This is a genomic window from Vibrio sp. St2, from assembly GCF_947311885.1.
Lineage (GTDB): Bacteria > Pseudomonadota > Gammaproteobacteria > Enterobacterales > Vibrionaceae > Vibrio > Vibrio coralliilyticus.
The window spans coordinates 118405-131897 of sequence record NZ_CAMZNA010000006.1 but is presented as its reverse complement, the minus strand read 5'-3'; the positions used below and the strand labels follow the sequence as shown (position 1 = coordinate 131897).

At 46.0% G+C, this 13493-nt stretch carries 13 protein-coding genes; 6 read left to right on the top strand and 7 right to left on the bottom strand.

What is annotated here, in order from left to right; genetic code table 11:
• Window positions 1–35: 35 nt before the first annotated feature.
• Window positions 36–356, bottom strand: a complete 321-nt coding sequence (gene metJ, locus QMA41_RS17480; RefSeq protein ID WP_006963343.1) for a met regulon transcriptional regulator MetJ — start codon at window positions 354–356, stop codon at window positions 36–38.
• Between the two features lie 221 nt (window positions 357–577).
• Between metJ and QMA41_RS17475 the strand changes: the two genes are divergently transcribed.
• From QMA41_RS17475 to metF, 3 genes are all read left to right on the top strand, one after another.
• On the top strand, window positions 578–1747 hold the full coding sequence (locus QMA41_RS17475) for an O-succinylhomoserine (thiol)-lyase (RefSeq protein WP_281630296.1): 1170 nt from the start codon (window positions 578–580) through the stop codon (window positions 1745–1747).
• The gene (locus QMA41_RS17470) at window positions 1744–4155 is read left to right on the top strand and encodes a bifunctional aspartate kinase/homoserine dehydrogenase II (RefSeq protein WP_281630295.1); all 2412 of its coding nucleotides are present in this window, start codon (window positions 1744–1746) and stop codon (window positions 4153–4155) included. Before QMA41_RS17475 ends, QMA41_RS17470 begins: the two co-directional genes overlap by 4 nt.
• 213 nt (window positions 4156–4368) lie before the next feature.
• Window positions 4369–5259, top strand: a complete 891-nt coding sequence (gene metF / locus QMA41_RS17465) for a methylenetetrahydrofolate reductase (protein ID WP_019277576.1) — start codon at window positions 4369–4371, stop codon at window positions 5257–5259.
• A 72-nt stretch (window positions 5260–5331) separates the two neighbouring features.
• Here metF and zapB read toward each other — a convergent pair whose 3' ends face one another.
• The gene (gene zapB / locus QMA41_RS17460; RefSeq protein WP_006963347.1) at window positions 5332–5574 is read right to left on the bottom strand and encodes a cell division protein ZapB; all 243 of its coding nucleotides are present in this window, start codon (window positions 5572–5574) and stop codon (window positions 5332–5334) included.
• 303 nt (window positions 5575–5877) lie between these two features.
• Between zapB and glpX the strand changes: the two genes are divergently transcribed.
• Window positions 5878–6885, top strand: coding sequence for a class II fructose-bisphosphatase (gene glpX / locus QMA41_RS17455; protein WP_281630294.1), 1008 nt, complete (start codon window positions 5878–5880; stop codon window positions 6883–6885).
• A gap of 119 nt (window positions 6886–7004) precedes the next feature.
• Here glpX and groL read toward each other — a convergent pair whose 3' ends face one another.
• The 5 genes from groL to QMA41_RS17430 all read right to left on the bottom strand — a co-directional run bounded on the left by groL (window position 7005) and on the right by QMA41_RS17430 (window position 11416).
• Window positions 7005–8651 (bottom strand): chaperonin GroEL, encoded by a 1647-nt coding sequence (gene groL / locus QMA41_RS17450; RefSeq protein WP_281630293.1) that lies wholly within the window; start codon window positions 8649–8651, stop codon window positions 7005–7007.
• 75 nt (window positions 8652–8726) lie between these two features.
• Window positions 8727–9017, bottom strand: a complete 291-nt coding sequence (locus QMA41_RS17445) for a co-chaperone GroES (RefSeq protein WP_281630292.1) — start codon at window positions 9015–9017, stop codon at window positions 8727–8729.
• A gap of 201 nt (window positions 9018–9218) precedes the next feature.
• Window positions 9219–10361: a Wzz/FepE/Etk N-terminal domain-containing protein gene (locus tag QMA41_RS17440; protein ID WP_281630291.1), complete on the bottom strand. Its 1143-nt coding sequence runs from the start codon at window positions 10359–10361 to the stop codon at window positions 9219–9221.
• A 129-nt stretch (window positions 10362–10490) separates the two neighbouring features.
• Window positions 10491–10823 (bottom strand): DUF3135 domain-containing protein, encoded by a 333-nt coding sequence (locus QMA41_RS17435; RefSeq protein WP_281630290.1) that lies wholly within the window; start codon window positions 10821–10823, stop codon window positions 10491–10493.
• A gap of 170 nt (window positions 10824–10993) precedes the next feature.
• Window positions 10994–11416, bottom strand: coding sequence for a GNAT family N-acetyltransferase (locus QMA41_RS17430; protein WP_281630289.1), 423 nt, complete (start codon window positions 11414–11416; stop codon window positions 10994–10996).
• Between the two features lie 68 nt (window positions 11417–11484).
• On the opposite strand from QMA41_RS17430, the gene murB reads away from it, so the two are divergent.
• Window positions 11485–12531: a UDP-N-acetylmuramate dehydrogenase gene (murB, locus tag QMA41_RS17425; protein ID WP_281630288.1), complete on the top strand. Its 1047-nt coding sequence runs from the start codon at window positions 11485–11487 to the stop codon at window positions 12529–12531.
• A complete protein-coding gene (gene birA / locus QMA41_RS17420; protein WP_281630287.1) occupies window positions 12528–13490 on the top strand; it encodes a bifunctional biotin--[acetyl-CoA-carboxylase] ligase/biotin operon repressor BirA in 963 nt (320 codons plus the stop codon). Before murB ends, birA begins: the two co-directional genes overlap by 4 nt.
• Window positions 13491–13493: the final 3 nt, after the last annotated feature.

The window sequence follows — 13493 nt, the reverse complement described above, 5'->3', positions numbered from 1 at the left end:
TTCAGCAAAATAAAAACCAGGCGCGCTGCCAGTTATTACTCTTCATCATACGCTTCGAATTCAATGCCCATCTCAGTCATGAGTTTTTTCACTTCCGCGGGAATATCATCTGGGCGATCTTTACGCAAATCTTCATCGGTAGGTAATGGCTGGCCTGTATAAGCGTGTAGAAACGCTTCACAAAGCAGCTCACTGTTCGTCGCATGGCGCAGGTTATTAATCTGACGACGCGTTCGCTCATCAGTCAAAACCTTCAATACTTTCAATGGAATAGAAACCGTAATCTTCTTTACTTGTTCGCTTTTCTTTCCATGTTCAGCATACGGACTAATGTATTCGCCGTTCCAATCTGCCATTGCGCACCTTTATGATTCATTATGTATAAAATTAGAAAGCGTAATTTTAGCGGGATTTATGGCCACAAGCAAAGACATATAGACGTCTAGAAGTGTTGACGTCTTAAAAAATGAGAAGTAAAGTGAAGAGATATACGATTGGAATAACATATATCTAACATCCGGCAAACAGGTATAGTGTAATCTCCAGCCAAGTCACTACAGTTCGAAAGGAAACACTTATGAGCGCCCGTAAACCAGCCACAATCGCGGTACGTACTGGTATCGAGTCAGACACTCAGCATCATGCCGTTGTGCCACCTATTTACCTCTCGACTAACTACGGATTTCCCGCCTTCGGTGAAGTGCCAAAATATGACTACACTCGCTCAGGTAACCCAAACCGTGGCTTATTAGAAAAAGCTCTGTATGAGCTGGAGTCCGGTAAGGGTGCGGTAGTGACCAACTGTGGAACCTCTGCGTTAAACTTATGGGTCTCCGCATTTCTTGGCCCAGATGACCTGATCATCGCGCCACACGATTGCTACGGCGGTACGTACCGTTTATTTAACACCCGCGCTCAGAAAGGTGACTTCAAGGTTCAGTTTGTCGATCAATCAGATCAAAAAGCCTTGAACGACGCTATAGCAAAGAAACCTAAACTGATTCTGTTAGAAACACCGTCTAATCCTTTGGTTCGAGTAGTCGACATTGCTGCAGTATGTGAAAAAGCCCGCCAGGTTGGTGCTCTGGTCGGCGTCGATAATACCTTTTTGACACCTGTGTTCCAAAAGCCTCTTGAACTCGGCGCTGACTTCGTCATTCACTCGACAACCAAGTACATTAACGGTCATTCTGATGTCATAGGTGGCGTGGTAATCACCAGAACTGAGCAGCATGCTGAAGATCTTGCCTGGTGGGGTAACTGTATCGGCGCTACCGGCACACCATTCGACAGCTACATGACATTACGCGGTATTCGCACCTTAGGTGCGCGCATGAAAGTGCATGAAGAAAGCTCAGCACACATTCTCAACTACCTGCAATCTCAATCTCTGGTGGGCAACATCTATCACCCAAGCTTGCCTGAACACCCAGGCCATGAGATTGCGAAAAAGCAGCAGTCTGGATTCGGCTCTATGCTCAGCTTTGAGTTTGCAGGTAGCTTTGAACAACTCAAACACTTTGTTGGTGAATTAGAACTGTTTTCGCTCGCCGAATCACTTGGCGGCGTGGAGAGCCTGATTTGCCACCCTGCGTCAATGACACACCGCGCAATGGGTGAAGCCGCATTAGCAGAAGCCGGAGTCTCACAACAGCTGCTACGCCTTTCTGTCGGGTTAGAAGACTCTGATGACCTCATTGCCGATCTAGAACAAGCATTCAGTAAAACTCAGGAGGCGTTGTCATGAGCCAGCAGCGTCAATTGCATAAATTTGGCGGCAGTAGCCTCGCGGATCCAGAGTGTTACCGCCGCGTAGTTAATATTCTCAAAGAGTATTCTAATCAAGAAGATTTAATTGTTGTCTCAGCGGCAGGCAAGACCACCAATCGTTTGATTGAGTTTTTAGACTCTCTTAACAAAGATGGTCGCCTCGCCCATGAAGCATTGCAGTCATTACGTCAGTTTCAGGTACAGCTGGTCGAAGACCTGTTACAAGGTGAAAGCCAACAGCAGCTTCTTGCCACACTCAACGACGAATTCAGCACACTGGGTGAGCTAACAGCTCCCTTAACGACTGCCGAACGCGCAGCCGTATTAGGTCACGGAGAAGTTTGGTCTTCTCGATTGCTGGCGGCATTACTGAATCAAAATGACCTACAGGCCGTCGCTCAGGATGCAAGAGCTTTCCTACGTGCCGAAGCAGGCACCCAACCTGAAGTTGACCGGGGCACCTCCTATCCGCTGATCAAGGAAGTACTCGCTCAACACGCCCATCACCGCGTTGTGATCACAGGCTTTATGGCACAGGATGACCAAGGCCATACCGTGCTACTAGGTCGTAATGGTTCAGATTACTCTGCCACTGTCATTGGTGCGCTAGCCGAAGTAAAACGCGTGACCATCTGGAGTGACGTCGCGGGTGTCTACAGCGCAGACCCTCGTTTAGTCTCAGATGCATGCCTTCTGCCCCTACTGCGCCTTGATGAAGCCAGCGAATTAGCCCGACTTGCTGCGCCAGTCTTGCACAGCCGCACCCTTCAGCCGGTCGCGCAAAGTGCGATGGATTTACACCTGCGTTGCAGCTATGAACCGGAAGATGGCTCCACACGTATTGAACGTGTGCTGGCCTCAGGTCGTGGCGCTAAAATCATCTCCTCGCTGAAAGAAGTGCTGCTGATCCAACTCAACTTTGCCTCTGGACACGATTTCAGCCGTCTTGAACAGGAAACGCTTGCAGGGCTGAAACGCGCACAACTTGAACCACTAACCTACGAAGCGCAGGAAGACCAGCAAACACTGCGTTTAGCGTATACCGCTGAGATTGCAGGCGGCGCACTCGAGTACCTCCAAGACGCCGCGATAGAAGCTGAAATTAAGCTCAAAGAGGGCTATTCGTTGATTGCAGCAGTCGGTGCAGGTGTAACTAAAAATGCCAACCACTGCTACGGTTTCTACCAGAAGCTTAAGTCTTCTCCTGTGGAGTTTATTTCAGAATCTCAGTCAGGATTAAGCTTGGTCGCGGTGTTGCGCAGTACAGATACTTCTGTTCTGGTCAAATCGATCCACAGCCAACTGTTCCAGGCTCAGAAGCGCGTTGGTATCGCTTTGTGTGGCAAAGGTAATATTGGCTCAAGCTGGCTTGAACTTTTTGCTGAGCAAAAAGCAGAGCTAGAAAAACGTCGCGGCATGAACTTCGAACTGGTTGCTGTCGTTGGCAGTCAGAACTACTGGTTCAATCCTAAAGGTATTGATGCCAGCACCGTCAGCGCTCACTACGAAGAAGAAGCGATTGAATATCAAGGTCATGAGTGGGTAAGAAAGCTTGGCGCGATTCAGGGCTACGATGATGTCGTTGTGCTCGATGTGACGGCTAGCCAGCAACTGGCCGAGCGTTACCTGAACATCGCAGAGCAAGGCATGCACCTTATCTCTGCCAACAAAGTCGCCGGTTCTGCGTCCAGTGATTATTATCATCAAGTGCAAGATGCCTTCGCCAAGATAAACCGCCACTGGCTTTACAATGCAACTGTCGGAGCTGGTTTACCGATTAACCATACGGTGAAGGACTTACGTGAAAGTGGCGATGACATTCATGCCTTATCAGGCATTTTCTCTGGCACGCTTTCTTGGTTGTTCCAGCAGTATGACGGCAATGTACCTTTTGCAGAACTAGTGGATCTCGCTTGGCAGCAAGGTTTGACTGAACCCGACCCGCGCTGCGATCTGGATGGCTCTGATGTAATGCGTAAACTAGTTATTTTAGCGCGTGAAGCCGGGCTCGATCTGGAACCAGAAGCGGTTAAAGTGGAAAGTCTGGTTCCTGCTGAGCTTGCCGATCTGTCGCTGGACGATTTCCTCGATAAAAGCCAACTATTAAGTGAGCTGTTAGCCGAGCGTTTAGAGAAAGCTCAGCGCGAAGACAAGATACTGCGCTATGTTGCAAGGCTGGAGAAGAACGGTTCAGCAACGGTTGGCGTTGAAGCGCTAAGTAAAGAACATGCTCTGGCTAACTTGCTGCCATGTGACAACATCTTCGCCATCGAAAGCAAATGGTACAAGGATAACCCACTGGTCATTCGCGGCCCAGGCGCAGGCCGAGAGGTAACCGCAGGTGCGATTCAGTCAGACCTCAATCTGCTTTCCAGTTTCTTATAATTGACTAAAGCGCAGCCCTTAGCTGCGCTTTTTCTTTCTTGGTCATGCCATTACCTTTCAAGTTGAAAACGTCTAATATTTAACTTGAAAAAAATTCATAATCGTACTGTTGACTTTAAATCGCATTCAATACATCCTGTGGACATATAGACGTCTAAACGTCGATTTGAGGATTTGAGTTTTGTGGTCCAGTTGCCACATGGAGAGAGTAAGATGGGATATACGCACGCCGGCCATATAGATGCCTTAAACCAGAATATTGCGGAACTTTCTGACAACATCAATGTGTCATTTGAGTTTTTTCCACCCAGCAGTGAAAAGATGGAAGAAACCTTATGGAACTCAGTCCATCGCCTCAAAACGCTAAAGCCTAAATTCGTTTCTGTCACTTACGGTGCGAACTCAGGTGAGCGTGACCGCACACACTCCATCATTAAAGAAATTAAAGCTGAAACAGGGTTAGTTGCCGCGCCCCACCTAACGTGTATTGACGCGTCACGTGAAGAGCTAGCACGTATTGCTGATGATTACTGGGCGAACGGTATTCAGAGCATCGTCGCTCTGCGTGGTGACATCCCACCGGGCGGCGGTAAGCCAGAAATGTACGCCTCCGATCTGGTGAAACTTCTAAAAGAGCGTCATGATTTTGATATCTCCGTTGCCGCTTTCCCTGAGGTGCACCCAGAAGCCAAAAGTGCACAAGCGGATCTACTCAATCTCAAACGTAAAGTCGATGCAGGCGCAAACCGCGCTATTACTCAGTTCTTCTTTGACGTTGAAAGCTATCTTCGTTTCCGTGATCGCTGTGTTGCAGCAGGCATCGACGTTGAAATCGTACCGGGTATTTTACCGGTTTCGAACTTTAAGCAAGCGTCACGCTTTGCCGCTCAAAACAACGTTAAAGTACCAAGCTGGATGGCGAAACAGTTTGAAGGTCTGGATGATGACCCGACGACACGTCAGCTGGTTGGCGCAAGCCAAGCCATCGATATGATTCGAGTGCTGAGCCGTGAAGGTGTGAAAGACTTCCACTTCTACACACTAAACCGCGCAGAAATGACCTACGCGCTGTGCCATACGTTAGGCGTTCGCCCTCAAGTGTAACCTGAGCCCTCATTATCCTCTAAAAACTCAAAAAGGGTGGCCATGGCCACCCTTTTTGTCATTAGACGATGCTTACTCAACTTCGTCCATCTTACCTAGCAGGTTACGAATACGCTCCTGCCAAGCTGAATGCTCTTGTTGCATCTGCTGCGCTTTTTGTTCGATCTCTTCACGGCTAGAACGAAGCTCATTTGCTTCTACTGCCAGCTTCTCTTTTTCTTCTTTCAGCTCTTCCACTTCCATTTGTAGAAGTGCAATGGTGTCAACTGCAGTTTGGATTTTCGCTTCTAGTTTTTCTAGTACTTCAAAAGACATCTTAGCCTACCTTGTATTGTCCGGTTATTGTGAAGAGCTTTCTCCACCTAATGTCCTCATTCTACTCAGGCAGAGAGTGATAAACACGCCCTATATTCTATATTTCGCACCATTCGGTCAAAAAAACAGCATACATTGACAATGCACTGACGGAGAAGCGCTGAGGCCAAATTTTTTGTCGATTTTCACCTCATTTTGATCGAGTTCAATTCCGCTGGGCGAAAATGGCAAACGTTTACTTGCAACTATGCTAAAATCCTGCGCGTTTAATTCATTCCCCTATTCTCTAGATTTGGAGTCATCATGAAACGCGATTTGGCAATGGCATTTTCCCGAGTAACAGAAGGCGCCGCATTGGCTGGTTATAAATGGCTGGGGCGTGGTGACAAAAATGCGGCCGACGGCGCTGCCGTTGAAGTGATGCGAATCTTGCTCAACAAGACCGATATCAGTGGTGAAATTGTGATTGGCGAAGGCGAGATTGATGATGCACCTATGCTGTACATTGGTGAAAAAGTCGGAATCGGCGGGGATGAAGTCGATATAGCAGTCGACCCCATTGAAGGCACACGTATGACGGCTATGGGGCAATCAAATGCGTTAGCAGTACTCGCCGCAGGTGAGAAAGGCAGCTTCCTAAAAGCACCTGACATGTACATGGAAAAGTTGGCTGTAGGTCCAGGGGCAAAAGGCTGTATCGACCTTAATAAGCCACTGAAAGACAATCTAGAGAATATCGCTCAAGCGCTGAATAAAACGCTAGATACGTTGGTCGTCATTACGCTGGCTAAACCGCGCCATGATCAAGTGATTGCGGAGATGCAGGCAATGGGAGTACGTGTGTTTGCAGTTCCAGATGGCGATGTGGCCGCTTCGATTCTGACATGTATGCCTGACAGCGAAGTTGATGCTATGTACTGCATTGGCGGCGCACCTGAAGGAGTGGTGTCTGCTGCAGTCATCCGCGCTCTGGATGGTGACATGCACGGCCGTTTACTGCCTCGTCATGAAGTCAAAGGCGATACGGAAGAAAACCGTATTTATGGGACAGCAGAGCTAACACGCTGCAAAGAAATGGGCGTAGAAGCAAATGTAGTACTCACGATGGAAGACATGGCCAAAAGTGATAATGTGGTCTTCTCTGCAACGGGTATTACTAAAGGTGATCTGCTCGAAGGCATCACTCGCCAAGGTAACATTGCCACCACAGAAACACTGCTTATCCGTGGTCGCTGCCGCACCATTCGCCGCATTAAGTCCACTCACTATCTTGAGCGCAAAGACGCTGAAGTAAGAGAGATTATTCTCTAGTTACATTGTTTGGAGTTGCTTGGGGTAGATAAGCTTCTTACCCTGTAATCACAGAACATCAGAGACGAAAACGGAGCCTAAAGGCTCCGTTTTTATTTGGCTGAAGTAGCTCAGGGGGATTACATCATACCGCCCATGCCACCCATACCGCCCATGCCACCCATATCAGGCATTGCAGGAGCATCTTTCTGAGGTAAGTCTGTAACCATTGCTTCTGTTGTGATCATTAGGCCAGCAACTGATGCCGCAAACTGAAGTGCAGAACGAGTTACTTTTGTTGGGTCTAGGATACCCATCTCAAGCATGTCACCGTACTCACCAGTTGCCGCATTGTAACCGTAAGAACCTTCACCACCTTTCACGTTGTTCGCAACCACAGACTCTTCGTCGCCTGCGTTTGTAGTGATTTGACGGATAGGCGCTTCCATTGCACGTAGAGCAACGCGGATACCAACGTTTTGCTCTTCGTTATCACCTTGAAGTTCAGTAATCTTAGAAGCTACGCGGATTAGAGCGACACCACCACCAGCAACTACGCCTTCTTCAACTGCAGCGCGAGTCGCGTGTAGAGCATCTTCTACGCGATCTTTCTTCTCTTTCATTTCAACTTCAGTCGCAGCGCCAACTTTGATGACTGCAACACCGCCTGCTAGTTTAGCAACGCGCTCTTGTAGCTTCTCTTTGTCGTAGTCTGAAGTCGCTTCTTCGATTTGTTGACGGATTTGAGCAACACGACCAGAGATCATTGCTTCTTCACCGATACCATCGATGATCGTTGTATTTTCTTTAGTGATAGCAACACGCTTCGCTTGACCTAGGTCTTCGAGAACCACTTTCTCTAGCTCTAAGCCGACTTCTTCAGAGATCACTGTACCACCCGTTAGGATAGCGATGTCTTGAAGCATGGCTTTACGACGGTCACCGAAGCCTGGCGCTTTAACAGCAGCCACTTTCACGATACCACGCATGTTGTTTACCACTAGAGTTGCTAGTGCTTCACCTTCTACATCTTCAGCAATGATCAGAAGTGGACGAGTTGCTTTTGCTACCGCTTCTAGAGTCGGAAGAAGTTCGCGGATGTTAGAAACTTTCTTGTCGATCAGAAGAATGAATGGGTTTTCTAGATCAACAGAACCTGCCTCTTGGTTGTTGATGAAGTAAGGCGAAAGGTAACCGCGGTCGAACTGCATACCTTCAACAACATCTAGCTCATCTTGCAGAGCCTGACCTTCTTCAACAGTGATAACGCCATCACGACCCACTTTTTCCATCGCTTCAGCAATGATGTTACCTACGCTTGAATCTGAGTTCGCAGAGATAGTACCTACCTGTGCAATAGCTTTAGTATCAGCACATTCAACAGACAGAGCTTTAAGCTCTTCAACCGCAGCTATTACCGCTTTGTCGATACCACGCTTAAGATCCATTGGGTTCATGCCAGCAGCAACCGCTTTAAGGCCTTCGTTAACGATAGCTTGAGCAAGTACTGTTGCAGTTGTTGTACCGTCACCCGCAGCGTCATTTGCTTGAGACGCTACTTCTTTAACCATTTGCGCGCCCATGTTTTGGAACTTGTCTTCAAGTTCGATTTCGCGCGCTACAGATACGCCATCTTTAGTAATCGTTGGTGCACCGAAAGATTTGTCTAGAACAACGTTACGGCCTTTAGGACCCAGTGTTACTTTTACCGCGTCAGCTAGAACATTAACACCTTCTAGCATTTTTACACGTGCGTCGTTACCAAATTTAACGTCTTTAGCAGCCATCTTTAGTTTCCTTTTCTAAATTCTTTGTTTTGGTTTTCAGCTGAATCTGAGCAAAAAATTACTCAATGATTGCTATTATTCAACGATTGCCATGATGTCGTTTTCAGACATCACTAGCACTTCTTTACCGTCGATTTTTTCAGTCTTAGTACCGTAACCTTCAGCGAAGATAATCGTGTCGCCGACTTTAACGTCCAGTGGCATCACAGTGCCATTTTCTAGAATGCGGCCTTTACCTACAGCTAGAATTACGCCGCGAGTTGATTTCTCTGCAGCAGAACCAGTCAGAACAATACCACCCGCTGATTTAGACTCAACTTCTTGGCGTTCTACGATAACTCGGTCGTGTAATGGACGAATGTTCATCGGTCGTCTCTCCTGATTAGTTTCCATATTTGACATGATAAATGGCTATAACAGCCTAATGGTATCTATATGAGGGGCAGAGAGGAGAAACCCAAGGGGAAAGAGAAAGTTTTTGTGTGATATAGCTCTTAGATGCTATCTAGAATGAAAGGAGCCGGATTCACTAGAAAGTGCATCCGGCTACAACAAGTTGGTATCTATTTAATTTTTCTCTCTACTGAAAGCGAAGCGAATAAGAACAATAACGACACCCAGCATGCCACCGAGTAAAGTTCCTGCAACAGCTATTAGTGCTCTCTTTGGTTTATCTCGTGTTATTGGTTGTTCAACATTTTCTAAAAAGCGAAAAGTCTGAAAGTCAATACTGCGATCAACCTTTAAAGTATTCAGCATTTGCAATTTCGCATTAATTTGTTGAAGTCGAGGCTCTATAACACTTAAATTTCTTATAGAATTTAAAGCTTCAATTTTAGCTGCGAGGGCTTTTGACCCCATATCAATCCCGAAAAGTTCTTTACTACCATTAGTTTGAATTGGCGATGTAACTCCTGCAGCGTTCGCTATACTGAGTGCATAGCGGGCTCGATCAGCTTCAACTACTAGGCGGTTTTTCGCCTGAGTTTCAAGTATTTTCTTTTGTTGGGCTAGCTCATCTCTCTTAGCAGAAATTATTGCCTCTAAGTTATTTAACGCATCTTGATGCGCTTTGTTCTTGATCGTTTTTATATAGTTAACCAGCAACAAATAACTGCTTTCACTTGTCGTAGACTGAAAGCTGATGTGGTACGGTGTTAACGCATTTTTGGGATTGTCAGCTTTAGCTGAAATTCTATCAAACCATCCTGAGTATATGCCACGCCTCGCTTCAATTACCTTTTCGTCACTTAATTCACTGCTAGTTTGTTCTTTGAACTGCTGAAATTCTTCACTTGAATCTAAAAACTTGCGTTTATTATTACTCGAGTTAAAAGCATCGACAAATCGGCTAAATAGCACTTTTGAATCAGTCAAATCATCCAGCTCTTCACTTACTAAAACAGTTCCATCATCCTGGTAGATATCAAAAACCGGCTGGAACTGCTTAACCTGCTGCCTATAAGCAACCATATCTTGAGCCTGAGGATGAGAAATCGTAGCTTTCGATGACCACCATTCTTGAGAAGTCATTGCAGATAAAACAGCCACAACAGCAAACACTAAAGTTGTAGCAATTATTAACAATTTTCCATCCCAGAGAACTTTAAATAGCACTCTAAGATCAATTTCGTCACTTACTGGGAAAGAATTTGGTAATTGAGGTGAGTATTGCTTCTCGTTTAGTGATTGTTGAATTTTCCCGCTCACACTTGATCCTTTTAAGGCTTATAGTACCTTAACACTCTGTATTTCTATTCAGCGCGGGAGTGTAACATAGCGAACATATAGTGAACAGAGCTTCAGCCTAAGTTGAACAATTGATTACACTAATTTATCTTAACGCCACTCATCAAGAAAAATCACTTCTACATTTCTATCAATTTTACCTCGAATATCCCCTTCGAGGGCCTCATGAAATTTACCCATCTGGCTAACTAACTCTCTCATTAAGACTACATTGGTGTGGTTTGGGTTTTTACAATGACCGACTACCCTATCAATATGACTTTGCTGAGCCCACAACCTATCTTGCATATCTTTAGAAGCAGACTGGATCATTTCTTCACACATCTCTTTTTTAAAGCGATTAAAGGCCTCTGGGTTATCTTGCGCCAAAGCCATTAGTTCATCAAAAGTCGGTAAGGTTTGATTGATTAACGTTGCGCTCATAATTGCTCCTTAGTGATGATATTTTTATCAACACCCTAAATGGAGCTTAGGCGAAGGATATTAGAAATGAAACACGCCAACCCTGTATTCTCAACTCTGAGACAATCAACTGCATCATCATGGTCATGCTGCAACGTCAAAGCGCTCTTCGTGGAGTTATACAATACGCTTTACCGAGATGGTTTGACATACTTCATCGCTACGAGTTGCTTCTTAATGCTATAACGTTCAAACAGTCCTCTTAGCGAGCTAGGTAACTGACTCGTGTCAATCGTCTTGAAGTTATGTTTAGCATAAAATGTTTCTAGATGTGCGTAGGCAAAACAGAAGTCATGCTCCGATAAAACATACTGAGCGCAGTAACCCATTAACTGATGACCTAAGCCGCTTCCCCTGTGCTCTGGTATCACTAGCATTCCTGTTAGCAAACGGAATTGCTCAATATTTCTAAAACGAACCAATGAAACGATTTGCTGCTCAATGGAACCAACAATGGTCAACTCATCCTTTTTCGCCTTGCCTGAAGGATAGTGTGCTTTGTACAAACGCGATACAAGGGGGAGTTTTATTGGGTCTAAGGTTTCAATCTGCATTGGGCTCATTATCACCAAACTTCAATTTAGGGTAGAATGCAGGCAGTTTAGATTACTCGATAAATCCGATGCAAATATTAGCTAACGCAGATCTTAGTCGCTCCCACACGTTTTCAATCTCGCAAACCTGCTCTTATCTGGTTGAAGTTGCAACCGTTGAAGAAATCAAACATGTGTATCAAAAACAAGAGTGGTTGAGGCTTCCTAAACTGATTTTGGGAAAAGGCAGTAATGTATTGTTTACCCAACCCTACCAAGGCGTGGTGGTAGTCAATAAATTGCTCGGTAAGTCGGTCAGTGAAACTGACACACATTGGCATCTTCATATCGCTGGCGGTGAAGATTGGCCAAGCTTGGTGAAATGGAGTGTTGAACAAGGTTACTTTGGATTAGAGAATCTCGCTCTGATCCCCGGCTGTGCGGGCAGCGCTCCGATTCAGAACATCGGCGCTTATGGTGTTGAGCTGAAAGACATCTGCGAATATGTCGACGTACTTTGTTTAGAAACCTTCAATACCAAACGGCTGAGTGCTGAAGAGTGTCAGTTTGGCTATCGAGATTCCATTTTTAAACATGAGCTGTTTGAGAAAGTTATGGTTGTAGCGATCGGCTTGAAACTCCCAAAACAGTGGTCAGCAAATATCGAATATGGCCCGCTTCAATCTCTACAAAGCGAAACCCTCACCGCGCAGCAAGTTTTTAAGCGAGTTTGCCAAATCCGAATGGAAAAGCTGCCTGACCCTGCCAAGCTAGGCAATGCAGGGAGCTTCTTTAAGAACCCGGTTATCTCGGACCAGCAGTTCGAAAATTTGACTAAACAATTCCCCAATATTGCTGCCTACCCAACACAAGATGGCGTAAAAGTCGCTGCCGGCTGGCTAATAGATCAATGCCAATTGAAAGGCCATCAAATCGGTGGTGCTCAAGTCCACCCTAAACAGGCTTTAGTGCTAGTGAACACAAACAATGCGTTAGCAAACGATGTGATCAAACTAGCTGCAACAATACGCCAAACCGTGTTGGAAAAATACCAAATAGCGTTGGAACATGAAGTGAGATTTATCGGTTCTCATGCGGAGACAAATCTAGAGACTATATTAGAGGGCCAGCAATGAAAGAGCATTCCGTAAAACTTTCTATCTTGAAGGCTTTATCACAAGGGGGATTTCACTCCGGTGAAGAGCTAGGAGACAAGCTTGGCGTATCCAGAGCCGCGATCAGTAAGCATATTAAAGGCATCCAAGCTTGGGGGGTCGATGTGTTTCGCGTCCAGGGAAAGGGCTACCAACTCGCCAAGCCTATGCAATTGCTCGACAAAGAGATTCTTCAAACTAGTTTAGCTAATCGAGTAAAACTGATACCTATTATTGACTCAACCAACCAATATCTACTTGATCGAGTTGATAGCTTAGAATCTGGCTCAGTGTGTCTTGCTGAGTATCAGGCTAAAGGCAGAGGTCGCCGCGGACGTGAGTGGGTATCTCCTTTTGGTTCGAATCTATACCTCTCAATGTTTTGGCGTTTAGATGCTGGTATGGCAGCCGCTATGGGATTAAGCCTAGTGGTTGGCGTGGCAATCGTTGAAGCTCTCGAAGAGATGGGACTGACAGGGGTAAAACTAAAGTGGCCGAATGACCTCTATTATCAAGACAAGAAGCTCGCAGGCATTCTGGTCGAAATGTCAGGCCAAGCTGGTGCAGCGGCCAACCTTGTAATAGGTATGGGACTCAACTTAATGATGTCAGAGGCAACTGAAGGCATTACCCAGCCTTGGGCTAGCCTAGATGAGGTGGCAGATAATCAACAGATTGATAGAAACCAACTTGCGATTAGCATGATAACCACCCTACACAAGGCTTTGGATGACTACGAACTGTATGGGGTGGCTGGTTTTGTCGAGAGATGGAATCGTTTGGATAACTTTATCAACCGTCCAGTAAAGCTGCTTATGGGACCCAGAGAGATTAGCGGAATCGCTAGAGGCATCAACGAACAAGGCGCAGTTCTTTTACAAACTGCAAATGGGTTAGAAACCTTCATCGGCGGTGAAATCAGCCTTCGTCCCAATCAGTAAATC